General features: G+C 63.0%; 30 protein-coding genes and 1 tRNA gene. 20 read left to right on the forward strand and 11 right to left on the reverse strand.

Going from position 1 to position 25,134, the window contains the following annotated elements:
• The first annotated feature begins 49 nt into the window (after window positions 1-49).
• Window positions 50-283, forward strand: coding sequence for a hypothetical protein (locus Q0X18_RS14145; protein WP_297563526.1), 234 nt, complete (start codon window positions 50-52; stop codon window positions 281-283).
• Window positions 284-338: 55 nt separating this feature from the next.
• On the opposite strand, the gene Q0X18_RS14150 is transcribed toward Q0X18_RS14145, so the two are convergent.
• Window positions 339-689 (reverse strand): P-II family nitrogen regulator, encoded by a 351-nt coding sequence (locus Q0X18_RS14150; RefSeq protein WP_297563527.1) that lies wholly within the window; start codon window positions 687-689, stop codon window positions 339-341.
• 11 nt (window positions 690-700) lie between these two features.
• Entirely contained in the window at window positions 701-2,062 is a 1,362-nt protein-coding gene (locus tag Q0X18_RS14155) for an ammonium transporter (RefSeq protein WP_297563528.1), read from the reverse strand.
• 256 nt (window positions 2,063-2,318) lie between these two features.
• Between Q0X18_RS14155 and Q0X18_RS14160 the strand changes: the two genes are divergently transcribed.
• The 3 genes from Q0X18_RS14160 to Q0X18_RS14170 all read left to right on the forward strand — a co-directional run bounded on the left by Q0X18_RS14160 (window position 2,319) and on the right by Q0X18_RS14170 (window position 5,861).
• The gene (locus Q0X18_RS14160; protein ID WP_297563529.1) at window positions 2,319-3,227 is read left to right on the forward strand and encodes an HrcA family transcriptional regulator; all 909 of its coding nucleotides are present in this window, start codon (window positions 2,319-2,321) and stop codon (window positions 3,225-3,227) included.
• Window positions 3,228-3,273: 46 nt separating this feature from the next.
• Entirely contained in the window at window positions 3,274-3,972 is a 699-nt protein-coding gene (locus Q0X18_RS14165; RefSeq protein ID WP_297563530.1) for a molybdenum cofactor biosynthesis protein MoaE, read from the forward strand.
• A 221-nt stretch (window positions 3,973-4,193) separates the two neighbouring features.
• On the forward strand, window positions 4,194-5,861 hold the full coding sequence (locus Q0X18_RS14170) for a 30S ribosomal protein S1 (protein ID WP_297563531.1): 1,668 nt from the start codon (window positions 4,194-4,196) through the stop codon (window positions 5,859-5,861).
• A 137-nt stretch (window positions 5,862-5,998) separates the two neighbouring features.
• Here Q0X18_RS14170 and Q0X18_RS14175 read toward each other — a convergent pair whose 3' ends face one another.
• On the reverse strand, window positions 5,999-7,072 hold the full coding sequence (locus Q0X18_RS14175; protein ID WP_297563532.1) for an aminopeptidase: 1,074 nt from the start codon (window positions 7,070-7,072) through the stop codon (window positions 5,999-6,001).
• A gap of 144 nt (window positions 7,073-7,216) precedes the next feature.
• Between Q0X18_RS14175 and Q0X18_RS14180 the strand changes: the two genes are divergently transcribed.
• The 7 genes from Q0X18_RS14180 to Q0X18_RS14210 all read left to right on the forward strand — a co-directional run bounded on the left by Q0X18_RS14180 (window position 7,217) and on the right by Q0X18_RS14210 (window position 12,005).
• Entirely contained in the window at window positions 7,217-8,539 is a 1,323-nt protein-coding gene (locus Q0X18_RS14180) for an E3 binding domain-containing protein (RefSeq protein WP_297563533.1), read from the forward strand.
• Window positions 8,540-8,678: 139 nt separating this feature from the next.
• Window positions 8,679-9,188, forward strand: a complete 510-nt coding sequence (locus Q0X18_RS14185; RefSeq protein ID WP_297563534.1) for a hypothetical protein — start codon at window positions 8,679-8,681, stop codon at window positions 9,186-9,188.
• Between the two features lie 15 nt (window positions 9,189-9,203).
• Window positions 9,204-9,578, forward strand: coding sequence for a hypothetical protein (locus Q0X18_RS14190; RefSeq protein WP_036199965.1), 375 nt, complete (start codon window positions 9,204-9,206; stop codon window positions 9,576-9,578).
• 10 nt (window positions 9,579-9,588) lie between these two features.
• Window positions 9,589-10,287, forward strand: a complete 699-nt coding sequence (locus tag Q0X18_RS14195) for a DUF4384 domain-containing protein (RefSeq protein WP_297563535.1) — start codon at window positions 9,589-9,591, stop codon at window positions 10,285-10,287.
• Window positions 10,214-10,861, forward strand: a complete 648-nt coding sequence (locus tag Q0X18_RS14200; protein WP_297564004.1) for a PEGA domain-containing protein — start codon at window positions 10,214-10,216, stop codon at window positions 10,859-10,861. Before Q0X18_RS14195 ends, Q0X18_RS14200 begins: the two co-directional genes overlap by 74 nt.
• Window positions 10,862-10,955: 94 nt before the next feature.
• Window positions 10,956-11,519, forward strand: a complete 564-nt coding sequence (locus tag Q0X18_RS14205) for a YeeE/YedE family protein (RefSeq protein WP_297563536.1) — start codon at window positions 10,956-10,958, stop codon at window positions 11,517-11,519.
• 3 nt (window positions 11,520-11,522) lie between these two features.
• Window positions 11,523-12,005 (forward strand): DUF6691 family protein, encoded by a 483-nt coding sequence (locus Q0X18_RS14210; protein WP_297563537.1) that lies wholly within the window; start codon window positions 11,523-11,525, stop codon window positions 12,003-12,005.
• On the opposite strand, the gene Q0X18_RS14215 is transcribed toward Q0X18_RS14210, so the two are convergent.
• From Q0X18_RS14215 to Q0X18_RS14230, 4 genes are all read right to left on the reverse strand, one after another.
• Window positions 12,002-12,691: a class I SAM-dependent methyltransferase gene (locus Q0X18_RS14215; protein WP_297563538.1), complete on the reverse strand. Its 690-nt coding sequence runs from the start codon at window positions 12,689-12,691 to the stop codon at window positions 12,002-12,004. The two genes, Q0X18_RS14210 and Q0X18_RS14215, sit on opposite strands and share 4 nt — an antisense overlap.
• Window positions 12,692-12,762: 71 nt before the next feature.
• Window positions 12,763-13,953 carry an anion transporter gene (locus tag Q0X18_RS14220; RefSeq protein WP_297563539.1) on the reverse strand — a complete coding sequence of 397 codons (1,191 nt, stop codon included), beginning with the start codon at window positions 13,951-13,953 and terminating at the stop codon, window positions 12,763-12,765.
• A 105-nt stretch (window positions 13,954-14,058) separates the two neighbouring features.
• Window positions 14,059-14,262, reverse strand: coding sequence for a hypothetical protein (locus tag Q0X18_RS14225; protein ID WP_297563540.1), 204 nt, complete (start codon window positions 14,260-14,262; stop codon window positions 14,059-14,061).
• 160 nt (window positions 14,263-14,422) lie between these two features.
• Window positions 14,423-14,644 (reverse strand): hypothetical protein, encoded by a 222-nt coding sequence (locus tag Q0X18_RS14230; protein WP_297563541.1) that lies wholly within the window; start codon window positions 14,642-14,644, stop codon window positions 14,423-14,425.
• A 65-nt stretch (window positions 14,645-14,709) separates the two neighbouring features.
• Here Q0X18_RS14230 and hrpB point away from each other — a divergent pair, with 65 nt between their 5' ends.
• The 3 genes from hrpB (at window position 14,710) to Q0X18_RS14240 (ending at window position 17,600) form a co-directional block, all read left to right on the forward strand.
• A complete protein-coding gene (gene hrpB, locus Q0X18_RS14235) occupies window positions 14,710-17,190 on the forward strand; it encodes an ATP-dependent helicase HrpB (RefSeq protein ID WP_297563542.1) in 2,481 nt (826 codons plus the stop codon).
• Window positions 17,191-17,293: 103 nt separating this feature from the next.
• Complete coding sequence (locus Q0X18_RS16200) at window positions 17,294-17,482, forward strand: type II toxin-antitoxin system VapC family toxin (RefSeq protein WP_374707540.1); 189 nt, start codon at window positions 17,294-17,296, stop codon at window positions 17,480-17,482.
• A gap of 34 nt (window positions 17,483-17,516) precedes the next feature.
• Complete coding sequence (locus Q0X18_RS14240; RefSeq protein WP_297564005.1) at window positions 17,517-17,600, forward strand: ATP-binding cassette domain-containing protein; 84 nt, start codon at window positions 17,517-17,519, stop codon at window positions 17,598-17,600.
• 82 nt (window positions 17,601-17,682) lie between these two features.
• Here the strand turns inward: Q0X18_RS14240 and Q0X18_RS14245 are convergent.
• Window positions 17,683-17,760: transfer RNA gene (locus Q0X18_RS14245), tRNA-Arg, on the reverse strand.
• A 208-nt stretch (window positions 17,761-17,968) separates the two neighbouring features.
• Here Q0X18_RS14245 and gatB point away from each other — a divergent pair.
• From gatB to Q0X18_RS14260, 3 genes are read left to right on the forward strand one after another with little or no spacing between them, the layout of a single operon-like run.
• Complete coding sequence (gene gatB, locus Q0X18_RS14250) at window positions 17,969-19,393, forward strand: Asp-tRNA(Asn)/Glu-tRNA(Gln) amidotransferase subunit GatB (protein ID WP_297563543.1); 1,425 nt, start codon at window positions 17,969-17,971, stop codon at window positions 19,391-19,393.
• Window positions 19,390-20,397 (forward strand): phosphoribosylformylglycinamidine cyclo-ligase, encoded by a 1,008-nt coding sequence (gene purM / locus Q0X18_RS14255; RefSeq protein WP_297563544.1) that lies wholly within the window; start codon window positions 19,390-19,392, stop codon window positions 20,395-20,397. Before gatB ends, purM begins: the two co-directional genes overlap by 4 nt.
• 15 nt (window positions 20,398-20,412) lie before the next feature.
• On the forward strand, window positions 20,413-21,045 hold the full coding sequence (locus Q0X18_RS14260; protein WP_013012374.1) for a histidine phosphatase family protein: 633 nt from the start codon (window positions 20,413-20,415) through the stop codon (window positions 21,043-21,045).
• On the opposite strand, the gene Q0X18_RS14265 is transcribed toward Q0X18_RS14260, so the two are convergent.
• Window positions 21,046-21,279, reverse strand: a complete 234-nt coding sequence (locus tag Q0X18_RS14265) for a hypothetical protein (RefSeq protein ID WP_013012373.1) — start codon at window positions 21,277-21,279, stop codon at window positions 21,046-21,048.
• A gap of 33 nt (window positions 21,280-21,312) precedes the next feature.
• On the opposite strand from Q0X18_RS14265, the gene Q0X18_RS14270 reads away from it, so the two are divergent.
• From Q0X18_RS14270 to aguB, 3 genes are read left to right on the forward strand one after another with little or no spacing between them, the layout of a single operon-like run.
• Window positions 21,313-22,419 carry a PLP-dependent aspartate aminotransferase family protein gene (locus Q0X18_RS14270; protein ID WP_297563546.1) on the forward strand — a complete coding sequence of 369 codons (1,107 nt, stop codon included), beginning with the start codon at window positions 21,313-21,315 and terminating at the stop codon, window positions 22,417-22,419.
• Window positions 22,420-22,448: 29 nt separating this feature from the next.
• Entirely contained in the window at window positions 22,449-23,495 is a 1,047-nt protein-coding gene (locus tag Q0X18_RS14275; RefSeq protein WP_297563547.1) for an agmatine deiminase family protein, read from the forward strand.
• 10 nt (window positions 23,496-23,505) lie between these two features.
• On the forward strand, window positions 23,506-24,387 hold the full coding sequence (aguB, locus tag Q0X18_RS14280; RefSeq protein ID WP_297563548.1) for an N-carbamoylputrescine amidase: 882 nt from the start codon (window positions 23,506-23,508) through the stop codon (window positions 24,385-24,387).
• Between the two features lie 10 nt (window positions 24,388-24,397).
• On the opposite strand, the gene Q0X18_RS14285 is transcribed toward aguB, so the two are convergent.
• The gene (locus tag Q0X18_RS14285; protein WP_297563550.1) at window positions 24,398-24,802 is read right to left on the reverse strand and encodes a type II toxin-antitoxin system VapC family toxin; all 405 of its coding nucleotides are present in this window, start codon (window positions 24,800-24,802) and stop codon (window positions 24,398-24,400) included.
• Window positions 24,795-25,049 carry an AbrB/MazE/SpoVT family DNA-binding domain-containing protein gene (locus Q0X18_RS14290; protein WP_297563552.1) on the reverse strand — a complete coding sequence of 85 codons (255 nt, stop codon included), beginning with the start codon at window positions 25,047-25,049 and terminating at the stop codon, window positions 24,795-24,797. Before Q0X18_RS14290 ends, Q0X18_RS14285 begins: the two co-directional genes overlap by 8 nt.
• Window positions 25,050-25,134: the final 85 nt, after the last annotated feature.

The following is a 25,134-nucleotide window of genomic DNA, read 5'->3' on the forward strand; positions in this document are numbered from 1 at the left end:
CGAAGAAAGCAGGAATGCGTATGACGCCGGGTAGGATACAATTATCCCAATGGACATCTTGGTTACTGCGCTTTTGTTCGGCCTGGTCGTCTATTTCCTTTTTCGGGTGCTGCGAGGGGTATGGCCGGCTCGATGGCTGGCCCGACCGCGCAAAGCCATCGAGAAATGCCCGGTCTGCAAGGATGTGCTCAACCCCGCCGAAATTAGTGCACTGCGCCAGGGGAGACGCAAATGTCCAGAGATGGCCCGCTGCCCGTACCAGCGCAGCCGGTGGCTGAATTAGATCGACACAAATAAAAGCCAGGTGGATACCACCTGGCTAAAATGGCAGAAGATCTCTAAGAAACCGGTGTAACAGCAGCGGTATCTTGCTCGCCAGTGCGAATGCGGTAGACCTTTTCCACTGGCAGCACGAAAATTTTGCCATCGCCCACCTCACCGGTACGTGCGCTGGACAGGATGGCCTGCACTGTAGGCTCAACAAAGTGATCCGAAACGCCGATTTCCAGCCGCACTTTCTCCGAAAGCTCCATCTTGACAGTAGTGCCTCGGTAGGTCTCAACCCGTTCGGTCTCGCCACCATGGCCCTGGATGCGGCTAATCGACAGGCCCCGCACCTCGGCCTTAAAGAGGGCTTCCAGAACATCGTTGAGCTTCTCGCTCCGGATGATAGCAACAATTAGTTTCATCACGCCCTCCTTTAGTCGGTGCCACCTGCTGGCTTGGGTTTAGCCGCCGGCACAGGGGTCTCACTCTTGAGTAAAATCGCACCCTCGCCGCTGGTGTAGGCTTCTTCGCCGTGCTGCGTAATGTCCATGCCCACACCTTCTTCCTTGGCCGTAGCTTTGAGCGGAATCATGGCACCAACCAGCTTAAGCAGCAAGAAGGTAATGGTACCGCTGTAGATCATAGCAATCAGCACAGCAAATGCCTGAATCAGTACTTGGGCCGGATTGCCCGCAATCAGGCCATCAAACAGGCCATTAACCGACTTTTGGGCAAACACCCCGGTCAAAATAGCCCCTGTTATGCCTCCTACACCATGTGCCGCGAACACATCGAGTGAGTCGTCCATGCCGCTCCTAGCCCGCCATAGCAGCACGTAGTAGCTGGGGAAGGCCCCTATTGCACCCATAACCATGGCAAACAAGGGGGAAACAAAAGCGGCCGCAGGAGTAATTACCACCAATCCCACTACAATCGCAGTAGCAAGCCCTACAGCGGTCACCCGCCCTGTGCGCATCAGGTCAATTAACGACCACATCACAATGGTTGCAGCAGGGGCCAGAATAGTGTTGGTCATGGCCAGCCCGGCTGTCGCACTGGCCGCCCAGGCGCTCCCTGCGTTAAAGCCAAACCAACCAAACCACAACAACGCCGCACCCAGCAAGACGAAGGGCACATTGTGGGGCAGAATGGCCTGTCGGCCAAAATCTTTACGGGCCCCCAGCACCAGGGCCGCTACCACCGCAGCAAACCCAGCGTTAATGTGAACCACCGTCCCGCCAGCGAAGTCCCAAGCACCCAGATCGGCCAGGAAGCCACCTCCCCAGACCCACTTGGCCAGGGGAGCATAAACAGCGAGGCTCCAAAGGGTGATGAACAGCAAAAAAGCTGAGAAGCGCATCCGCTCGACCACCGCACCCGATATCAGGGCGGCAGTGATGATGGCAAAAGTACCCTGGAAGATCATCCAGAGCATGTGGGGGATGGTGATGGAAACAATCGCCCCCCTGTTCTCCATACCCACGTTGTTCAAGAACAAATAGCGCAGGTCACCGATAAAGTTGCCGTCTCCCGAAAGAGCCAGGGTGTAACCCAGCAAGGCCCAGGTCACAGCTACAAAACCCAGCGCCGAGAAGCTCATCATCATGGTGTTGAGGGCGTTCTTGGAACGAACCATCCCACCATAAAAGAAAGCCAGCGCCGGCGTCATCAGCAAAACCAGACCGGTAGCTACCAACATCCAGCCTGTGTCGGCAGCGCTGAACTCAGGATCTTCGGCAAAAGCCAAGCCGCCCAGCAGGGTCAACAGGAACAGTGGCAGTCGAAGGCTCTTCATTAACACTTCACCTCCTGAGCAAAAGGCTAGTGGTGGTCTGTGCAAATTGTCAATACTTTTTGTGACAAATGTTCATTTTTTTGATTACAATTTGCCATTTATTTGTGCGTATATCATAAGATATCGAAGTATTTTTCGACATGTGTTCGATTTTTTACGAAATTCAAGTCTGCATAACTCGCGGGACTGTAATCTGCCCACAATGCAATCGGTGATACCCCCAGAAGCCGGTTTAGTTCTAAACTAGAAGCTGAATATGACCGAGCGGCAGCGGCGCATTCTGCATCTTCTGGTGGATAGTTATATCCAGACCCAGGCCCCCGTGCCTTCGGGGGTACTGGCCCAGCAGTTGTCGCTTTCGCCTGCCACCGTGCGGTACGAGCTGATTGAACTCGAGCAGCGAGGCCTAATCGGTAAGCCCCACACCTCGGCAGGCCGTGTGCCCACCCGGGCCGGATTCCGCCACTATGCACTCTCCAAACTGCCCCCCAGTCCCTTACCCCAGGCCACCCTGGAAAAGCTGGCCCAAGTGCTCGAGGATGCCGGCCCAAGGCGAGAAACCCTGCTCGTGCAGGTAGCTTCTAAACTTGCTGGCTACCCCGCCATGCTGCGGCTGAGGCCCCAGCGTGCACCCAAGCTGTTACAAGTGCACCTTTCCAACCTGACATCTGGCAAGGTGCTGGCCGTGGCGGTGCTGGAAGGTGGGCGGGTGCGCGAAGCCCGAATCGAGCTGTCCTTTACACCCACTGAAGCCCAGCTCAACGAAGCCGAGCAGCGCCTGTACAAAGCAAGTGAGCCAATTAAAGCCAGTACGCCCGCCATGATGGAGCTTTACGAGTCTATTGCAAGAGCCTTTGCTCAGGGCAGCCAGGAGGAGTACCGCGAGGGAATGGGGCTACTGCTCAGTGAACCCGAAGCCCAAAACCCTTTGTTTTTGCGGCAGGCTATTGCGGTGTTCGAGGCTCCCAGCGACCTCACCTTTACCCCTCCGGGAGGCCTGAACGTTCGGGTAGGTGAGGACGAGGGGCTTTCGCTGGTACAGGCGGGTATCAGGGTCAACGACCAGATCGGTGAGCTTACGCTCCTTGGGCCGTTGCGTATGCGCTACGAAAGAGCCCTATCGGTAGCCTTCACCATGAGTCAGGTATATATGGGCAAGCCTTGATCAAAGCTTATGGACACCCAGGCCCTAATCCAGGACAATCTTTTGTATGCGCGTACATGTGTTGCTTTTCGCTCTTTTCCGTGAGCAAGCAGGGCAGGCTCGGCTACAGCTCGAGCTGCCGGAAGGCTCTACCGTGGCCGATGCCAAAGCCTTGCTGGAAGCCCAGTTTCCCCTGCAACTCTCCGGCGGGCTGGCCGCCATCAACGAGCAGCTCGCGCAACCCGGCGACCTCTTGCAGGATGGTGACGAGCTGGCCTTCCTACCGCCTGTTTCAGGCGGCGCCTCGGCGCCTGCAGAAACATCTGCCGATATCGACAGCTTTGGCCTAACCTACGAGGCTCTGGCTGTACAGCCCTGGGTCGACTGGGCCTCGGGCGACCCTTACGGAGCAGTGATCAGCTTTCTGGGCACTACGCGCAGTCCCAACAAAGGCCTGGCGGTTACCCATCTGGAGTACGAAGCCTACCCCGGTATGGCCGAAAAGGTCATGCAGCAAATTATTGCCGAGATGCGCGCACGCTGGGTGCTGGGTCGGGTGGCCCTGTGGCACCGATTAGGGCGGATAATGCCCAGCGAGGGCTCTATCTTAATCGTGGTCTCGTCGCCTCACCGCCCGGAGGCCTTCGAGGCTTGCCGCTATGCCATTGAGCGGGTCAAACAAATCCTGCCGGTTTGGAAGAAAGAATTTCTGCCCGATGGCTCGCATTGGGTAGAAGGCCATGCACCCGAGGGGCACCGACTTTAACAGAAAGCCTGCTCCAGACTGAATGCCTGCTCTTGCCGTAGGGTTGTGTCGCGTTGGACAAACGCGAGCTGCTATGCTATAAATGACAGGTATGTCTCAACATAGGGTTTAGTATCCCTGGGGAGACAACCCATCGCGCAGACTATCGAAAACCCAGCCCCAGAGTGATCTGGGCGGGATTTTGGCGCGATGAACGGCAAAGGCAGAGAGGAAACAGGCGAATGGAAGACCAAGCTACCCAGACTCCAGTGGAAACTGGAAAAGAACCCCAAGTTTTTAGCATGGAGCAGGCCCTGCAAGATGCAGAGGCTCGGCTCGAGAAGACCGTCCAGCGCGGCCAGATTGTCACCGGCACGGTGGTGTTCGTCACCAACGACGGCGTTATGGTAGACATCGGGGCGCGCACCGAAGCCATTATCCCGCTCAACCAGCTCACCGAGGAAAACCTGCCCGAAGAGGAGCTCAAGAATCTTCTCAAGCCAGGCGATACCGTTACCGCCTACGTGGTGCGGGCCGACCTCGAGAACGGCCAGGTGGTGCTCTCCAAAAAGCGAGCCGAAGCCGACCAGAGCTGGGTCAAGATTCAGGCCCTCTATGAGCAGGGCGAGCCGGTGATGGTGCAGGTTAAGGAAAAGGTCAAAGGGGGTCTGGTGGCGACCATCGAGGGCATCCGCGCCTTCCTGCCTGCCAGCCAAGTAGACCTGAAGCGCACCCCAGACCTTGACGAGTATGTGGGCCAGAGCTTCCTGGTCAAAATCATCGAACTCAATCGCAAAAAGGGCCGCATCATCCTATCGCGCCGCACAGTGTTGGAAGCCGAGCAAAAGGCGGCCCGTAGCCAGATACTCGCCAGCCTGAAGGAAGGCGATATCGTCGAGGGCCAGGTTGTTGAGGTCACCGAGTTCGGCGTGTTCGTAGCCCTAGGCGGTGTGGACGGCCTGGTACACCGCAGCGAGATTACCTGGGGTCGTTTCAATCATCCAAAGGACGTGGTGCAAAAAGGCCAGACCGTCAAGGCCAAGGTGCTATCGGTAGATACCGAGCGTGAGCGCGTCAACCTTTCGATGAAAGCCCTGACCGAAGACCCCTGGTTGACCGTTTCGGAAAAGCATCCCATCGGTTCCAAACTCACCGGCAAGGTAGTGGGCCTGACCCAGTTTGGGGCTTTTGTAGAGGTGGAGCCTGGGTTGGAAGGTCTGATTCACATCAGCGAACTCTCCTGGACCAAGCGTCCCAAGCACCCCGGCGAAATCTTGAAGGAAGGGCAGGAAGTAGAGGCCCAGGTTCTGCGCATCGACCCAGAGGAGCGCCGGCTCTCGCTGGGCTTAAAGCAGACCCAGCCCGACCCTTGGAAGAGCCTGCCTGACCGTTACCCTCCCGGTACTCCGGTTAAGGGCAAGGTGACAGGCCTTACCGACTTTGGTGTATTCGTGGAGATCGAGCCGGGTATCGAAGGCCTAATTCACGTCTCCGAACTGGCCTACGAGCGCGTTGAGAAGCCCTCCGAGATGTTCAAGAAGGGCGACGAGGTTGAGGCCGCCATCCTGCAAATTGACCCGGTGGAGCAGCGTATTAGCCTCTCGCGCAAACGTCTCCTAACCCCGCCTCCCCAGGCCGTCGGCGTTCCCAGCAGCGAGGAAGGTGAGGGCCGCAAAGGCCGCCGCGAAGGCAAGGAAGGCGAGCGTCCCAAACGGAAAGGCAAGGGTGGCCCCCGCGAAGGGCGCAACCGCGACCGCGACTACGACTATGGCATGGGTGGTGGGGCAGCCGCCTACACCAATTACGACCCCAGCGTAGCCACTGCTTCCAATACCAATGTCAAGCTAGGTGATGTGTTTGGCGACCTCTTGAGCCAGCTTACCCTGGAAGAAGACAAGGAAAAAGCCTAACCCTTCTCTGTTAGCGAATAGCCGCCCAGTTGGGCGGCTTTTTTTCGACACAACTTCTTCGGCAAGCCAGCAGTCGGGATCTCGCTTTACATAAACTGCGTGGCAGCAAACTTAGGGGGAGCCACGGAAGTTCTGATCTACAACCCTACAAAGCGCCCGTTCTCCTGCAGCACCTCGCCATCAACCAAAAGGCGTCCTCCTTGGCGCAGATCCAGAATTAAGTCCCAGTGAATCGAGGAGGTGTTGGTTCCGCCGGTCTCGGGATAGCTCTGACCCAGGGCCAGATGCGCTGTACCGCCAATTTTTTCATCGAAGAGAATAAGGCCGGTAGGGCGGCTGATGCCAAAGTTGGTACCGATACCAACCTCGCCCAGGCGGCGAGCCCCAGGGTCGGCCTCGAGCATTCGTAGCAGGTATTCCTCCCCAGTCTGAGCGCTGGCCTCTACTACCCGCCCTTCCCGAAAAAATAAGCGCACCCCCTCCACCCGCTGCCCCGATACCACTACCGGCAGGTTGAAGTGTACCTGGCCCTCCACTGAGGCCTCGAGCGGGCCGGTAAACACCTCGCCACTGGGCATATTGCGCTTACCGTCGGAGTTGATCCAGGTGCGCCCTTCCACCAATAAGCGCAGGTCGGTTTCGTCAGTCTGAATGCGGAGTTCTTTTACCTTTTGCAGCCGCTCTATAAGAGCAGCCTGGAAAGCCGAAAGTTCGTGCCAGGCGGCAATGGGATCGGGGCGGTCGAGGTACAAGGCCCGTTCGACAAAGGCCCGAAAAGCAGCGGTAGACATGCCCGCCTGCTGGGCATAGCCGGCAGTAGGGTACAGGGTCAGGCACCAGCGCCTGCGGGCCCGTGCTCGTTTGTAAGTCCGCCACCCGGCTTCAAAGCGGGCCATGCGGGCTGGAGGTACCTCGCTAAGCTCGAGCGGGTTCAGGGCGCTCTCGATGCGCAGGCTGGCATCTACTTGTTCCATAAGGCGCATCTGGGGTAGCGGCGGCTGATCCAGCCAGGCCTCGCCCCATTCGAAAAAAGGCCTCGAGACCGCCGCCGGGAAAAGCTGCACGATGGGATAGGCGCCATGTTGTAAAACCACCTCCTGCAGGGCCTCGAGCAAAGGTAGCGCTGCGGGTTCGGCTTCAATCAGCACGGTCTGGCCCGGCTGTAGATCCAGACAGTACTGCACCAGCAAAGAAGCAAAGCGACTTTCCATACCTCAACGTTATACCGGAGGCGAAAACATTCTCAGAGCTGCGAGGCTCGAATAGCCCACAAAGTAGGGCAATTTAGCCCATCCGCAGACCATTGGGCGAATATGCACGTAAAATCGCCACTTCTGCGCTATGATGTAAAAAGCATGAGCGAAGTCAAAATCACACCGCTGGCCCGTCGTCTGGCGGAAGAAAACGGCATAGATTGGCACCAAATTAAGGGCACCGGCCCCGACGGCACGGTAGTAGAGCGGGATATTTTAGCCTTTCTGGCAAGGGTAATGGCCGGTGAGGTCAACCTGCCCCCTACCCCCGAGGAAGTAGCCCCTCCCCCTGGCGCCGTGCCCGACATGGCCCAGGCTCAAGCCGCTTTACAAAAAGAGGGGGTACAGCTCGGCGATCTGGTTCCCTCGAGCCCCACTGTCCCACCCCAGCCGCCAGCATCGGCCCTGCCCACCCTGGAAGACATCGAGTTTGATATCGACCTCGACACCATACCTCCTCAGGTACCTCCGGCTGCAGCTGCCTTCGAGGAAGCCCCCACCCTGGCCCCCGAGCCCGAAATCGTGCCCAACTTCGAAGAACCCGAGCCGCTGGTAGCCTCCGAACCCCTCTCCACCCTCCAGTGGGATGAACCCGAGCCCTTCCCCAACCTCACAGACCCGGCAACGGAGGTCAATCCCGAACTGGCCAGCCTGCCCCCCCTGCCCACCGAGGCCGACCTCGAGCCCTCCAGCAGTACCAACAAGCTCATCTGGGAGACTCAGGAAATCCTGACTGCCCCCGAGATTCCTGCCCCTGCACCCGAACCCCTGGCAGCAGGCATGAGCTTCACCAATGCCCCCGAACCCCCCCTGGCTGAACCAGAGCTCCCACCTACACCTGAATTCCAGGCTCCGGTGGAGACCCCTCCTGCTCTCTCACCTACTCCACCCGCAGAACCGTTGACACCGCCCGAACCTGAGCCCGTGGCGGCCCCCGTATCCCCTGCTCCCAGCACCCCAGTGTTGCGGGTTCAGGCCTGGCAGCGCCTGGTTGAAATTGGGCCAGCACAGGACGCTGCCCAGACCCTGAGCGAGGCCTGGCATATGGAAGTAGGACTCGACGCCCTGCTGTACCGCGCCGCCGACAAAGCCCTGTCCGACACTCAAACACCCCTGCGCCCCACCAAAGGCCACCTCGAGGGCAACGAGCTCAAAAGCCTGCGGGTAGCCCCCTCCCAGTCGTTGCGCGGCGCGCTGGACTCCTTGCGTATGGCCTCTGAACCCGCCGAAGGGCTGGTGGTGCTCTCGCTGGCGGACAGCGCCTTCGACCAGGTCATCTTTCCTGGCCTCTCCACCCTCACCCTGGGCCGGGCCAGCGGCGGCCATGCTTTGCTCTCGCTTTCCGGTGATATGCAAGCCGACCAGGCCGGAAAGCTCCTGGAGCGCGTGGCCTACTACCTCGAGCGTCCCATCCTGCTGGCGTAACCTTTCAGTTTAGTCAGCAATTTTGTAAAACTTGCAAAAAATCCGTTCTGTAGGAAGTTTGTAGGAAGTTTGATTAATTTCGCTTAAGACAGCGTGTCTACAACTAGGCACAGGGAGGGGCTTGTGCTAGGCTCGAGGCATGAGAAAATTACCCTGGCTGTTGCTCCTGCTACCCCTGGTGCTCTCGAGCTGCATTATTGTGGTGGGTTTACCGGCATCCGACTTCCGCTTCGACAGCAACTGGCGTCGAACCTCCGATGGAGCCTACGTTTTCTGCACCAATCAGGACTCCTACATACGCTATAGCTTCCGGGCACCCGACCCCGACCGCATTCAGAGCATTACCGAAATTTATCGAGGGAACATATCAGGAAGAACCTTGGTGGAGCCTCGTCCGAAAGCGGATTTGACCTACTCGAATGGAAGGTACACCTTTGTGGGTAAACTGACCTTCGGTCAGACAGGTATTCCGCAAAGCCTGCAACCATTTTCAATTGTAGTGACGCCCACCCTTCCACCGCCCGTCACCACCAATCCCCCACCCACCTCCAAGAACGGGGAGACTGAGGTAACCGTCGAAGTGGTTAGCACCGCTGGAGTAACTTACAGCGGAACCTACACCTACGACACCTACGCTAACTGCCCCTAGAAAGGAAGTCTGACTATGCTTCGCCCGCTTCTGCTTCTTTTGCTGGCTTTTGCCCTCTCCTCGTGCATCCTTCTGGTGGAAGAGGACGAGCCCCGGCGACCCGTGCAGCCGGTGCAGCCTGTTACACCGGTACAGCCCAGCATTGTGACGCCCGGCCCCGGCAGCTTTACCTACCGTTGCAGTGGGGGCACGCTGGTGGTGAACTACCTCGACAGCAACAACCTGCGGCTTTTCTACGACGGTGCTTTCCAGAGCCTGAGCCTGGTGCGGCGCAGCCCGACCCTGCTGTTTAGCGGCGGGGCCGGTGGGGCCTACACCTGGGAGTGGACGGGCAGCCGTGGCACCCTTACGGTGCGGGGCCAGGTGGTGCTGAGCAACTGCGCCCTGTAGGGGGTCAAATATGCGATACCTGCTTGGAATTCTAACTTTATTGGGGCTGGCACTGGGCCAGGCCCTCACACCCAAGAGCATCATTGTGAACCCTGCCCCGCCCCCCGACCTACAGGTGCGGGTCTGGGTAGACAAAGACCCCAACAAAACCGGCAACCCGGTCTATCAGTTTGGCGAGCCCATCCAGATCTCGGTGCAGGTGACCCAGCCGGCCTTCGTATACCTCTTTAGCGTGCGGGCCACCGGCGAGATTAGTGGGATTCTGCCCAACGCCTTCGAGCAGCAAAACTTCCTGCAGGCTGGCGAGGTGCGCACTTTCCCCGGCCTTGGGGCCCCCTACACCTTTACGGTGGAAGGCCCGGCGGGGCAGGACAGGGTGCTGGCTGTGGCCAGCCGCCGCCCGCTGGATGTTTCGGAGATTGTGGACATCCAGACCGGGCGGGCCCGCATCCAGGGCGAGGGCAACCTGGCCCGGGCCCTCTCGATTGTGGTCACGCCCATCCCCACCAACGACTGGGTGACCGATGAGGCCTATTACATTGCCGGGCAACTGCCCCCGCCCCCCCCCCAGCACCGGCACCCTGTCGCTGAACAGCAGCCCCAGCGGGGCTCAGGCGCTCATCAACGGGCGCCTGGTGGGCAACACCCCCCTCACCCTCGAGCTGCTGCCGGGTACGTACAACCTCGAGCTCCGTCGCAGCGGCTATAACCCCCTGCGCACGGCCTTTACCATCCAGGCCGGCCAGGTCACCCGGCTCAACCTGACGCTCGTAGCCACCCCACCACCCACCGGCGTGCTGGCCGTGGACAGCAACCCCAGGGGGGCCCAGGTGCTGGTGAACGGCCGGGTGGTGGGCAACACCCCCCTCAACCTCACCCTCAACCCCGGTAGCTACACGGTGGAGTTGCGCCGCAGCGGGTTCAGCCCCTTCCGCACGCTGGTTACCATTCAGGCGGGCCGCACCACGCGCCTGACCGTCAACCTGGTCAGCATTGCGCCACCCCCTCCGCCCGTCCAGCCGGTGCAACCCGTGCAGCCGGTGCAGCCGGTGCGCCCGCCCTCGGGCTCCTTCACCTACACCTGCCAGGGTGGTACGCTGGTGGTCAACTACATCAGCAGCAACCAGGTGCGCCTGTTCTACGACGGGGCCTTCCAGACCCTGCCCCTGGTGCGCAGCGGCGCGGAGCTGGTCTATTCCAACAACATCTACACCTGGGAGATTGGGCAGCTGGGCCGCCTGATCGTGCGGGGGCAGGTGGTGCTCTCGAACTGCCGAATCTAGTTTTTCGGTGCCTCGAGCTGCCAAAGGGCTCGAGGCGCTCTTTTTGCGGATTAGTTTACAATCTTTATCAGCTTTTATTTCATGATAGAGACCTATGGACTGGCTCACACAACCCTGGCCCTGGTACGTGGCCGGCCCCCTAATTGGCCTGACCGTACCCCTGCTGCTCCTCGTTGGCAACCGGCGCTTTGGCATCTCCTCCTCGCTGCGGCATGTGTGCGCGGCGCTGGGCAGCCGGCTGCCCTTCTTCCGGTACGACTGGCGGGCCGAAAGCTGGAACCTGGCCTTCGTGCTGGGCATCGTGCTGGGGGGGTTGGTGGCGGGGGTGCTCCTGGCCAACCCCAACCCGGTGCAGCTTAATCCCCAGACCGCGGGGGCGCTCCAGCAGATGGGGGTCTCGGCGGATTCGGGTTTTCTGCCCAAGGAATTGTTCTCCTGGCAGGCAGTGTTGAGCCCGGTGGGATTCTTGTTTTTGCTCCTGGGCGGCTTTTTGATTGGCTTTGGGGCCCGCTGGGCGGCGGGGTGCACTTCGGGCCACTCCATTACAGGCCTGGCCGCGCTGCAACTTCCCTCGCTGCTGGCAACCCTGGGCTTTTTTGCCGGTGGCCTGGTCGCGGCCCACTTCATCCTGCCCTGGGCCCTGGGTCTCCTGAGGTGAAGCATGGCGCTCCCGATTCGTGACGAGTTCGAGCTGCAAACCAAAGCCCGCACCCCTGGCGCGTTGGGCCTGCTGGCGTATCTGCCCTACCTGCTGGCCGGGGCTTTCTTTGGTTTTGTGGCGATCCGGAGCGAGATCGCCTCGTGGTACCGCATCTACGAGATGTTCCGCTTCGAGTCGTTTCACATGTACGGGGTGATCGGCAGTGCGGTGGTTACCGCGGCCTTCTCGCTCTGGCTCCTGCGGAAACTGGGGGTGAAGTCGCCGGACGGCGAACCCCTGCGCGTGCGGCCCGCCGATCCGGGGCGCTATCGCTACCTGCTGGGCGGGATGGTGTTTGGGCTGGGCTGGGGGCTGGTGGGGGCCTGCCCCGGCCCCATCTACGCGCTGTTGGGCAGCGGCTATGCCGGGGCGCTGGTAATTCTGCTGGGGGCGCTGCTGGGCACCTATGTGTATGGCCTGATGCAACGCCACCTGCCGCACTAAGGGCGCTGCTCCCAAAGCGCCAGGGCTTGCTCGAGGTAGGCCCGCTCCTGCTGCACTTGCTTTACCGGGGGCAGCCCGGCCAGGTGCTGTTGCTTCTCCTGAAGTTCGGCCCATAGCAAAGGATGCCGGGCCTTGAGCAGCAGCGGCCCGTAGCGCAGGGCGGCCTCGAGCGGCAACCCGCTGTAGGCCGTACAGGGCCCCCGCACCAGGGTCAGGATGCTGTAGCGCCAGAAACCCTGCACCATCTGCTCCTTGACCAGGGCGTAGCCGGCCTCCAGCGCCCAGCGGCGCAGGGGCAGGGCGCTGTCGTTGGGCTGGAGTACCAGGCGGGGCGGTAGCCGGGCTGGGTGGGCCGAGAGGATTTTGACCATCAGCCGGGCCCCCATCCCGCACAGGCTCAGCGAGTCGGCCTCGCCCGGTTCCAGAGGCCCCAGCCCGTCGCCCAGCCGCACCTCCGCGCAGAGGCCCTCCAGCGCCCGCCTCGAGTTCTCCCAGGGCTCCCTGTGCTTCTCCACCACTATCACCCTTTGCACCCGTCCGCTCAGGAGCAGGTAGCGCGGCAGCAGGGCGTGGTCGGCCCCGATGTCGGCGTGGGTGGGGGCGCTTATTTCCTGGGCGACGGCCTCTAAGCGGGGCTCGAGTTGATATAAAATCTGCGCGTGAGTGGCGCTTGAAGCGCCACTCACTTGCCGCGCCACCTGGCGCGTGCGAGGGTCTCTTTCTAAACCTTTTGGGTCATCCATACACAAACTTGGCATTAACGGTAAATCCAGGCATAGGCCACCAGCAACGTTATCAGCGTGAGCGGCAGGCCAAAGCGCAGGTGCTCCCCAAAGCTCAGGTGGTAGCCCTCGCGCCGGGCCGCCTCGGCCACAATCAGGTTGGCCACCGAACCCAAAAGGGTCAGGTTGCCCGCCAGGGTGGAGGCCGCCGCCAGCAGCAGCCAGCCCTGGGTATCCCCCGCCGGGATCAAGGGGTACAGCAGCAGCACCGCCGGCACGTTGGAGATGAGGTTGGAGAGCAGCACCGTTACCCCCGCCAGGCCGGGGGCGGTGGCGGCCAGGGGCTCCAGCAGGGCAAGGATGCCCAGCTTCTTGACCGCTGCCGTGACCATGAACAACCCGGAGAACATCACCAATAGCTCCCAGTCCACCCGCATAAAAAAGCGCTCCGAGCGGATGCGGCGGCTCCACAGCAACAGCCCTGCGGCAATCAGGGCGGCCTGGGCCAGCGGGTAGCCCAGCACAAAGGCGGCCAGCAGGGCCAGGGTAATCCAGGCCCCTTTGAACAAAAGCGCCCGGTTGAAGCGGAAGCGCAGGGGCGGCAAAGGCGGCAGGGGGGCCCTCGAGCGCACCGCCGGATACAGCGCGTACAAAAGCCCCACCTGCACCGCCAGGCCCACCAGGGCCACCGGGGTCAGGGCTGCGGCAAAGTCCAGGTAGGTAATCCTGGACAGGCTTCCCACCACGATGTTCTGGGGGTTGCCAGTGAGGGTGGCCACGCTGCCCAGGTTGGTGGCCCCGGCCAGGGCCAGCAGGTAGGGTACGGGCGGCAGCCCCAGGGTGCGGGTGAGGGCCAGCACCAGCGGGGTAAAGAGGATGGCGATGGTGTCGTTGAGGAACAGCGCCGACAGCAGGCCGGTACCAAAGGTGAGCCAGACCAAAAGGCCCAGCGGCGAGCGGGCCAGGTGCACCAGCCCATTCAGCGTAAGCTGGAAAAAACCCGCATAGGCCAGGTGGGTGTTGAGCACCATCACCCCAAACAAAAACCCCAGGGTATGGGGCTCGAGGGCCCGCCAGGCCTCCTCGAAGTTGAGCACGCCCAGCACAATCAGGAAAGCCGCCCCAGTAAGGGCGATGGCCGCCCGGTTCATGCGGTAGCCGGGCCAGTAACCCAGGCCCAGGCCCAGGTAGGTCAGGCCCAGCACCAGGTACGCGAGTATCTCCATGCCGTTCATCCCAGCCTCTACGATTTTCCCATACACTTGGACGCTGGAAGCAAACCACAAAATGTGGGAGGCCCCGGTCAGAGGCCCCCCATACCCAAACTTGCATCAAACCTTTTCGATGCGCCGCTCGGCCGCCTGCAACACCTGTAGCAGGGCCTGGGCCTGCTCGAGCCGCTCGATGAAGAAGCTCGAGCCGGTCTCACTCAGGGCCGCGTACTCACCGCGTTCAGTGTCTATTCGCACCGCTACCACCCGCCGGGCCTGGATGAATATCTCGGCCCAGGGCAAGTATTCTTCGGTTCTGCTCATACCCATCAAAAATAGCGGAGAAAAGCCAGTAGCCATGTCGAAATTCGACATCAAAAAGGCCTCGAGCGTTTCTTAGACCTCTTAGTCAAAAACATTGCCTGCGCCTTGTAGGACATGAGCAGCTTCAGTCCGCCAGTGTAGGGCTTAGGGGTGTTACGCGCTAGCGGGCACTCAACCAAGCCGGGCTCTGGGGCCAGAGCAACGCCAGAAGCTCCCTTAGACCCATCAGGCTACCGGCTAACACCAGCGTCAGAATCAGCCAAACCGAAATCACATCGCCCAAAGCCGGCGAATCGGTGCGCCAGAACCGGGGCTGCCGTACAAACTGGGCGGCCATATAAGCCGCAAATACCGTGAATAGAAACCAAATCAATCCGAGCATCTTGTACTCAGGGTAGCAGCCTGGCTGACCCGGGCCTGTGCAAAAATACCAGGGAAGTTGGGGCCATGTCCGATATCAGTCTGCCCATCTATTCTGTTTTACCCGCGCTGCAAAAGGCTCTGGACACGCACCGCACGGTCGTCCTACAAGCCCCGCCTGGTGCGGGCAAGAGCACGGTGCTGTCGCTGGAACTGCTGAAGGAACCCTGGCTCGAGGGCCAGAAGATCTGGATGCTACAGCCCCGCCGCCTGGCCGCCCGCAACGTGGCGGCCCGTATGGCCGACCTGTTGAGGGAGCCGGTGGGCCAGACCGTGGGCTACCAGGTGCGCTTCGAGCGGCGGGTGGGGCCTGCCACCCGCATCGAGGTGCTCACCGAGGGCATCCTGACCCGCCGTCTGCAACAGGATCCCAGCCTGGAGGGGGTGGGGCTGATTCTCTTCGACGAGTTCCACGAGCGTAGCCTCCAGGCCGATCTGGGCCTGGTGCTGTGCCGCGAGGTGCAGCAGGCTCTGCGCCCGGATCTGCGCCTCTTGCTGATGTCGGCCACCCTGGACGCAGAGGGGCTGGGCACGTTTTTGCAGGCCCCTGTCCTGACGGCAGAAGGGCGGCAGTACCCGGTAGAGATCCGCTACCTGCCCAAAGACCCCGAGGGCCCCCTGCCGGGGGTGGTGGCCGGTGCGGTCTCGCGGGCCCTGGCCGAGCACGCGGGCGATCTGCTGGTCTTTCTGCCGGGGGTGGGCGAGATTGCCCGGGTAGAGCGGCTGCTGATGGAGCGGCACCCGGAGATAAAAATCACCCCGCTCTACGGCGACCTGCCGCTGGCCGCCCAGCAGGCCGCCATCCTGCCCGATCCGGCGCGCCGCAAGGTGGTGCTGGCGACCTCCATTGCCGAGACCAGCCTGACCATCGAGGGCATCCGGGTGGTGGTGGACTCGGGGTACTCGAGGCTCCCCCGCTTCGAGGCCCGAAGCGGCCTCACCCGCCTGGTCACCGTGCGGGTCACCCGCGACGCCGCCCAGCAACGGGCCGGGCGGGCCGGACGCCTGGGGCCGGGGGTCTGCTACCGCCTGTGGAGCCCGGCCACCGATGCACAGCTCCTGCCCCAGCGCCGACCGGAGATTCTGGAAGCCGACCTGGCCTCGCTGGTGCTCGAGCTGGCCCGCTGGGGGGTGCAGGATCCCTACGCCCTAGACTGGGTCACACCGCCCCCCGCCGGGGCCCTCCGGCAGGCCCGCGATCTGCTCGAGGCCCTGGGGGCGCTGGAGGGCCCGACCCTGACCGAGCGGGGCAAGGCCCTGCTCGAGTGGCCCACCCACCCCCGGCTGGCCCATTTGCTGCTGGAAGGCCTGGCTTTGGGGCAGGGCACCCTCGCCGCCGACCTGGCGGCGCTGCTGGAAGAGCGCGACCCCCTGCCCCGTGAAACCGGGGCCGACCTGGGCCTGCGCATCGAAGCCCTGCGGCACTGGCGCCAGACCCGGCAGGCTTTGCACGGCGCCGAGACCGGCGTGCTGTCCAGGGTGGAGCGTCTCAGCCAGGAGTGGCGCAAACGGCTGGGGGTGACGGCCGACAACCGCCCCCCCGACCCGCACACGGTGGGCCTGCTGGTGGCCCAGGCCTACCCCGACCGCCTGGCCCACCTGCGCGAAGGCGACCGCCTGCGCTACCGGCTCTCGGGGGGGCGCGGGGTGCGGCTGGGCGAGGACGACCCCCTGGCCGGCACCCCCTGGCTGGCGGTGGCCCATCTGGACGCTGGCCAGGAGGAAGGGCGCATCTTTCTGGCTGCACCGGTCGAGCCCGAGCACCTGGCCCCCCTGGCCCGTCCCGTGGAGCATATCGCCTGGGATGCCCGCAACGGGGTTTTGCTGGCCCAGCGCGAGCTGCGGATTGGGGAGGTGGTGCTATCCAAAGAGCCCCTGGCCCGCCTCGAGCCCGCCAGGCGCCGCGAGGTGTTGTGTCGGGCCGTTCGCAGCGAGGGTTTGGGGCTTCTGCCCTGGACGGAAGCGCTGCGCCAGTGGCAGGCCCGCGTGCTGAGCCTGCGCAGTTGGCGACCCCAGGAAGGCTGGCCCGATGTCTCCGATGCCCACCTGCTGGAGACCCTCGAGGGCTGGCTGGCCCCCTGGCTGGACGGGGTCTCGCGCCGCGAGGACTTCGGCCGGCTCGAGCTCGGGAGCATTCTGGAGGGGCTTTTACCCTGGCCGCTCCCAGCCCGCCTGGAGGCCCTGGCTCCCACGCGGCTCGAGGTACCCAGCGGCTCCAAAATCAAGCTCACCTACAGCCCCGATGGCAGCCCGCCGGTGCTGGCGGTCAAGCTACAGGAGCTATTCGGACTGGCCGATACCCCCACCGTCAACGAGGGACGCACCCCGGTTTTGCTGCACCTGCTCTCCCCCGCCGGGCGGCCCATCCAGGTGACCCAGGATCTCAAGAGCTTCTGGAACAACACCTACCTCGAGGTGCGTAAGGAGCTGCGCGGGCGCTACAGCAAGCACCCCTGGCCCGAAGACCCCTGGAATGCCGAACCCACCCGGAAAACCAAGCCACGGTAAAAACGCCTACGACTCGGCAGGCTCTGGCTTCAAATACCCCCCACGCACCGTCGCACCCACCACCATGCCGGCCACCACCCCGTTCGCCCCATACGTCGTTCCAATGCGAATCCCTAAACAAATACTGCTCGACACCAACTTTTTTATTTCCCTCCGGCGCAAAGAGCCGGAGGCAATCAATTTTCTTAGCCGCCTTTCACGCAAGCAAATGGTTACCTCCGCGATTGTGCAAATGGAATATACCACTCTGGCCGAAAAAAACTTCGAAGCCCCAACTAGGATCAAAAAATAGGCGATTGGTGTAACTACAGTTAAGCGGCCAAACCTTGCGTATACTCATCACAGGCAAGTCGGGTTCTGGGAAGTCCACCCTGGCCCGCTCCATCATTCAGCAAATACAGAGTCAGTAGCGGCATACGACTATCGTCAACCGCAAATGTGCGTTTGCCGAGCTGGCCTGGAACAGCTACCGAGGACGATATGTCTTGAGACTGGTGCGCCCGGCAGGACTCGAACCTGCGACCTAAGGTTTAGGAAACCTTTGCTCTATCCATACTGAGCTACGAGCGCGAAAGGCTTGCCCAGGCAAGCAATCCAGATTGTAACATCTACCCTCCAGGGCATCCATAGGCCCAAAACGATAGCAACCAGCTCTCATCAAAGCAGGTTGCAACAGCTACTGCCTCACCATAAATAAAAACTGGTTTGCAGGCGTGTTGTTCAGGGGCTCGAGGCCACCTGTAGTCCCCGGAATGAAGCAGCCTATAATGTTTCCGGTATGCCCGATTTCGAAGCCGTGGTAGGGCTGGAAGTCCACCTGCACCTCAAAACCAAAAGCAAGATGTTCTGCGGCTGCGATGCCAGCTATTTTGGCGACCCGCCCAACACCCACACCTGCCCGGTCTGCCTGGGCCTGCCAGGGGTGCTGCCGGTGGTCAACGCCCAGGCCGTGGAGTACGGCATTCTTTTCGGGCTGGCCCTGAACTGCCAGATTGCCCCCTGGACGCAGTTCCACCGCAAAAGCTACTACTACCCCGACATGCCCAAAAACTACCAGATCTCCCAGTACGACCTGCCCATCGCGGCCCACGGCTACCTGGAGGTGGAGGGGCAGCGGGTGCGCATCAAGCGGGTGCACCTCGAGGAGGACGCGGCCAAGTCCACCCACCCCGAGGGGGCCTCCTATTCCCTGATTGACCTCAACCGGGCCGGCTCCCCCCTGATCGAGATGGTCACCGAGCCGGACATCCGCACCCCCGAGCAGGCCCGGGTTTTTCTCTCCCACATTCGCTCGATCGCTCAGACCCTGGGGGTATCCGACGCCAACCCCGAGGAGGGCAAGATGCGGGCCGATGTGAACGTCTCGGTGCGGCGGGTGGGGGAGCCGCTCGGAACCAAGGTCGAGATCAAGAACCTGAACTCCTTCCGCAGCGTGGCGCGGGCCCTCGAGTACGAGATACGCCGCCAGCAAGAGATTTTGCGCAGCGGGCGCAGGGTCGAGCAGGCCACTTTGGGCTTCGACGAGGCCGCTGGCAAAACCTACGTCATGCGCCTGAAGGAAGGCGAGGCCGACTACCGCTACTTCCCCGACCCCGACCTGCCCCCCATCGTGGTGGACGAGGCCTGGCTTGAGCGGCTCCGCGCGGCCATGCCCGAGCTGCCCGCCCAGAAATACGCCCGCTACGTGGAGGCCGGGGTGCGCCCCTACGACGCCGAAATCCTGGCCTACAACCCCTCGCTGGCCCGCTTCTTCGACCAAACCCTGGCCCACCACCAGGGCAACCCCCAGACCGTCGCCAACCTGCTCAACGCCGAGGTGGCCGGTTATCTGAACGAGCGGCTGGTGGAAGTGCAGGAGACTGCCCTCACCCCCCAGCACCTGGCCGCGCTGGCAGGGATGTTCGAGCGACGCGAGATCACCAACCGGGTCTTGAGCCAGCTACTCCCCGAGGTGATGGAAGGGGCCGACCCCTTGAAGCTGGTGGAGGAACGCGGCCTGCGGGCGGTCGCGGACGAGGGCGCGCTGCGGCCCCTGGTGGAGCGGGTGGTGGCTGCCAACCCCAAGGTGGTGGAGCAGGTCAAGGGTGGCAACCTCAAGGCTGCCAACGCCCTGCTGGGCCCCATCATGAAGGAGACCCGGGGCACCGCCAAGGCCGACGTGGTCAAAAAGATGCTGGGCGAGATGCTGGGGGTCGAGCTATGAACTACCGGGACGCGGGGGTGGACATTGAGCGCAAGGCAGGCGCTCTGAAGGCCGCCGCCAGCAAAATCGAGGAAACCTACACCCCCGAGGTGCTGCGGGGCCTGGGGGCCTTTGGGGGGATGCTCGAGGTCGCCCGGCTCAAAGCAATGGCCGAGCCGGTGCTGGTGGCCTCTACCGACGGGGTGGGCACCAAGACCCTCCTGGCCGCCCAGACCGGACGCTACAGCGGGCTGGGTTTCGATATCGTGAACCACTCGGTCAACGATCTTTTGGTGCAGGGGGCCCGGCCGCTCTTCTTCATGGACTACATCGCCAGCGCCCGGCTGGAAGCCGAGGTGCTGGCCCAGATTCTGGCATCGCTGGCCGAGGCCTGCAAGGCGGTGGGGATCCCCCTGCTGGGGGGCGAGACCGCCGAGATGCCGGGGGTGTATCAGGAGGGCGGCCTGGATCTGGTGGGCACCATCGTGGGGGTGGTGGATAAGGCCCAGGTGGTGGACGGCTCCAGGGTACAGCCCGGCGACGTGCTGCTGGCCCTGCCCTCCTCGGGGCTGCACACCAACGGCTACAGCCTGGCCCGCAAGGTGTTCGCGGGGTGGAACCTCGAGGAACCCCGGCCCGAGTTGGGCGGGCAGTCGCTGGCCGAGGCCCTGCTGGAACCCCACCGCTGCTACCTGAACGAGGTAGAAATCTTGCAGCGCGAGGGCCTCGAGATCCACGCCATGGCCCACATCACCGGCGGGGGGGTGTTCGAGAACCTGCCCCGGGTGCTGCCGGAGGGGCTGGGGGCCGAGATTCGGCGGGGCAGTTTCCCCATCCCCCCCATTTTTGAGCTGATCCAGCAGGCTGGGCACATCGCTGAGCAGGAAATGTACCGGGTCTTCAACATGGGGCTTGGTTACATTTTGGTCTTAAGTCCAGACACCGCCCCCATAGCCCGGCAACTGCTACCGCAAAGTTACCCCGTAGGGTATATCATGGAAGGGTCAGGGATTAGAGTTGTCTAAGCCCGACACCCTCCTATGAAAGAACTCTGGCTGGTACGCCACGGCGAGACCCCCTGGAATGCCGAGGGGCGTTTTCAGGGTCATTACGACATCAATCTCTCCCCGCAGGGCCTGCACCAGGCCTTCCGGGTGGCCGAACGCCTGGCCGCCTGCCGCCAGGGCTTCGATGGCCTGTACAGCTCCGACCTGCAAAGGGCGGCCCTCACCGCCAAGCCCATCGCCGAGGCCCTGCGCCTTACACCTACCTTCGACCCCCGCCTGCGCGAGATTTACGCCGGCGAGTTGCAGGGGCTGTTGCGCAGCGAGATGCAGGTGCTCTACCCCGAGTTCCACGAGGCCATCCAGCGCGACCCCTGGAACACCAAGCGCCCCGGCGGCGAGAGCATGGCCGACCTAGCCGCGCGGGTGCAGGAATTTATCGAGGAGCTACCGGAAGGCCGGTTTATCGTGGTGACCCACGGGGGGGTGATCCGGGCCGCGCTCAAGATTGTGCTCGAGCTGGAGAATGGTTCCTGGCGCAAGTTTCAAATCCAGAACACCTCCATCACCCGCCTGCTCTACCCCGAAGGCACCGCCCTCTCGATTGGGGATGTGGGCCACCTCGAGGCCTGGGCCGAGGGGCTGATGGACGAGGCCACGCTCTCGTAGCTACCTCGACCAGCGGATGCTCAGTTCTTCTCCATCCCCCATGGCTTTAGCCAGCAGCTCGATGAGGGCCGGGTCGGCGCCCTGCTCGCGCCAGGTCTCCAGTAAATCCGCATTCAGGTAGTAGTCCTGATCCTGGGCGTGTTCCTCTTCCATCTGGGCGACCAGGAACGAAAGCTGGGCCTCGCTAATCTGGCCGATGGGCGCGCCGGTATCGGCGTTGAACAGTTGCACCATGCCCATAGTGTAGCAGGTGGGTATACTGCGGGCATGGACAAGCCCTCCCGACTCAGACCGGCCTCCTGGCTGGTGGCCGCCGGCCGCCCAACCGCGCCCGGCGAACCCCTGAACACCCCGTTGGTTCCGGCCTCCAACTTCATCCTGGGGCAGGAACGGGCCTACGCCCGCGACGGCGGCACGCCCACCTGGGAGGCCCTCGAGACCCTGGTGGGTGGGCTCGAGGATGGGAAGGCCGTGGCCTTTGCCTCGGGCATGGCCGCGGTGGCGGCGGTTTTTGATCAGCTTCCGGTGGGGGCGGTGGTGGTGCTGCCGGACGACTGCTACCAGGGGGTGGTGGGGCTGGCCCTGGCCGGAGCCGAGAAGAAGCGCTGGTCGGTGCGGCGGCTGGCCCTGGAGGATACCGAGGGCTGGGTGCGGGCCTGTGGCGAGGCCGACCTGATCTGGATCGAGTCCCCCTCCAACCCGCTGCTCACGGTGGTGGATCTGGCCGCCATCGGACAGGCCCCGCGCAAACCCGGCGCCATTCTGGCGGTGGACAACACCTTTGCCACCCCCCTCAACCAGCAGCCCCTGGCCTTGGGGGCCACGGTCTCGGTGCAGTCGGCCACCAAGTTTATCGGGGGCCACTCCGACCTGCTCGGGGGGGTGGCCACCACCCGCGACGAAGCCCTCTGGCAGGCCCTTCGAGCCTCCAGAACCTTGACCGGCGCCACCCCCGGCACCCTCGAGGCCTTCCTGGCCGTGCGGGGGGCGCGCACCCTGGCCCTCCGCCTGCAAAAAGCCCAGGAGAACGCCCATACGCTGGCCCTTCGCCTCGAGCAGCACCCCCGGGTGGCCCGCGTGCGCTACCCAGGCCTGCCCTCCCACCCCACCCACGCCACCGCCAAGCGCGTGCTGAGGGGCTTTGGCAGCATCATCTCCTTCGAGCTGCACGGTGGGGCCGCCGAGGCCGACGCGGTCTGTCGGCGCGTCCGGCTGATCCGCCACGCCACCAGCCTGGGGGGGGTGGAGTCCACCATGGAGCGCCGGGCGGCCATTCCGGGGCAGGAGCACCTCCCCCCTTCCCTGCTGCGGCTGAGCGTGGGCATCGAGGATGTCGAGGATCTCTGGGCCGACCTCGAGGCCGCCCTGCAATAACCCGCTCAACCTGCTATACTTTTGGCTTTGTGGAGAACCTCACCCCCCGCGCCCTGGGCTTCCGCATGCCCGCCGAGTGGGCCCCGCACGCCGCCACCTGGACGGCCTGGCCCTACGACGAGGAGAAATGGCTGGGCTACCTGGAGCCTGTACGACAGGAGTTTGCCGCCTTCGTGAACACCCTGGCCCGCTTCGAGCCGGTGCACCTGGTGCTGCACGACGAAGAATCCGAGCGGGACGCAAAAGAGCGGCTGACTGGCCCCATCCACTTCCACCGCATCCCCCACGACGACCTGTGGCTGCGCGACTCCGGGGCGATTTTTGTAACCCGTACCCCCCCATCGGGGCCGGTTGAGGTGGCCGCCGTCAGCTGGGAGTTCAACGGCTGGGGCGGGAAGTACCCAGCCCAGCAGGACAACCAGATGCCCTTGCAGATGGCCCGCATCCTGGACATGGGGCTGTTCGAGGCGGGCATCGTGATGGAGGGGGGGAGCCTCGAGGTCAACGGCCAGGGGGTGGGCCTCACCACCCGGCAGTGCCTGCTCTCGCCGGCGCGCAACCCCGGCCTCGACGAGGAGGTGCTCGAGGGCTACCTGCAACAGTTTCTGGGCATCGAGCACCTGATCTGGCTGGGCAACGGCCTCGAGGGCGACCACACCGACGGGCACATCGACACCCTGACCCGCTTCACCTCGCCCCACACCATCGTCACAGCGGTCTGCCCAGACCCCGACGACCCCAACCACCGCCCCCTGCAGGAGAACCTGGAAATCCTGCGAAGCCTGGGGGGTTTTCGCATCGTAGAGCTGCCCCTCCCCAAAAACCCGCTCTGGCTGGATAGCGAAACCCGCCTCCCCCTCACCTACGCCAACTTTTACATCGCCAACGGCGCCGTGCTGGTGCCCATCTACGGCGACCCCCACGACGAACAGGCCCTGGAAATCCTGCGCCCGCTCTTCCCTGGACGCGAGGTGATCGGCCTCCAAAGCCGCTACCTGATCACCGGCGGGGGCAGCTTCCACTGTGTCACCCAGCAGCAGCCCGCCGGTGCCATATGGCCGGGTGAGGAACGCTAGAGGAGCCGCCATGACCAAGCTAGCCGTTGTTCAGATGTCCATGACCGCCGACCGCGAGCAGAACGTGGCCAAGGCCACCCAGATGGTGCGCCAAGCCGCCGCCCAGGGCGCACAGATCGTGCTGCTGCCCGAGCTTTTCGAGAGTCTCTACTTCTGCCAGGTCGAGCGGGAAAGGTTCTTTGCCCTGGCCCACCCGGTCGAGCATCACCCTTTTCTGCCGCACTTCCAGCAGCTAGCCCGGGAGCTACAGGTGGTGCTGCCCATCTCGTTTTTCGAAAAAGCGGGGCAGGCCTACTTCAACAGCCTGGCCCTGATTGACGCCTCGGGGGAGGTGCTGGGGGTTTACCGCAAGTCGCACATCCCCGACGGCCCCGGTTACGAGGAGAAATACTACTTCAACCCCGGCGATACCGGCTTCAAGGCCTTCTCTACCCGCTTCGGCCACGTGGGGGCCGGCATCTGCTGGGATCAGTGGTTCCCCGAGTGCGCCCGCAGCATGGCCCTGCTGGGGGCCGAGATTCTGCTCTACCCCACGGCCATCGGCTCCGAGCCGGTCGAGGCCGGTGGGGTGGATACCAAGGATATGTGGCAGCGGGCCATGATCGGCCATGCGGTTGCGAACCTCTGCTACCTGGCGGCGGCCAACCGGGTGGGCACCGAGGTGGTGGAGGGCCACACCCAGACCTACTACGGCTCCTCCTTCATCGCCGACTACATGGGCAACAAACTGGCCGAGGCCGGCCGCAGCGAAGAGACCATCCTGCTGGCCGAGCTCAACCTGGAGGAAGCCCGCGCTTTCCGGGCCGGTTTTGGCTTCTTCCGCGACCGCCGGCCCGAGCTGTACGGCCCCCTCCTGACCCTGGACGGCAAAACCCGTCCCCCCCGGTCTTGACACCTGGCACCTAACGGATTAACCGCAGGCCGGGGAAGACCGCGGTGAAAACCGTGTCGTCGAAGCTCATCACCCCGAGCCCGTGATGCTCGGCATGGGCGGCAATCAGGAAATAGGCCAGGATTCTTCGCGGGAGCCCGCCCTTGCGCCGTAGCTGCGCGTACTGTCCAAAGCCCCTACCCGCCGCTTCCCAAACCGTGGGCGGCATCTCCCAAAGGGTAGATATCTGGGCTTTCTGAAGGAACAATTGGATGCCCGGGGCATCGCTCGAGGCCATCAGCTCGGCGTGTACCACCGGCGAGAGAACCAGCGCCTCCAGGGCCCCATACTTTTTCAGGAGCTGCCGGGCACGGTCGTGGTGGACATCCGCCTTGTTGAGCGCCGAAAATATCACGTTGGTATCCAGGCTAATCATCCAGACTCCGCATCTCCCGCACGTACCGCACGGCATCATCGTGGGTCTCGGCGCGTAGCGCGGCGAAGTCGTGCTCGGCAAGCACCTCGTCGAGCACCTTGGACAGGTCGGGGCGGATCACCCGGATCTCGAGACACCCCTCCTTGACCACGTACTCCACGCGGTCGCCCGGCTTGATGCCCAGCGCCTTGCGGACTTCTACCGGTAGAGTAAGTTGATATTTTCCACTTACTAATCCTTGCGCCATAAACTTACTGTAGCAGAAAGTGAGGTTGTATGGCATGGCAGCAATCGAGGGACGGATCCTCTTCCCCCACACAGGCTGGCTTTGG

The organism is Meiothermus sp., from assembly GCF_026004075.1.
Classification (GTDB): domain Bacteria; phylum Deinococcota; class Deinococci; order Deinococcales; family Thermaceae; genus Meiothermus.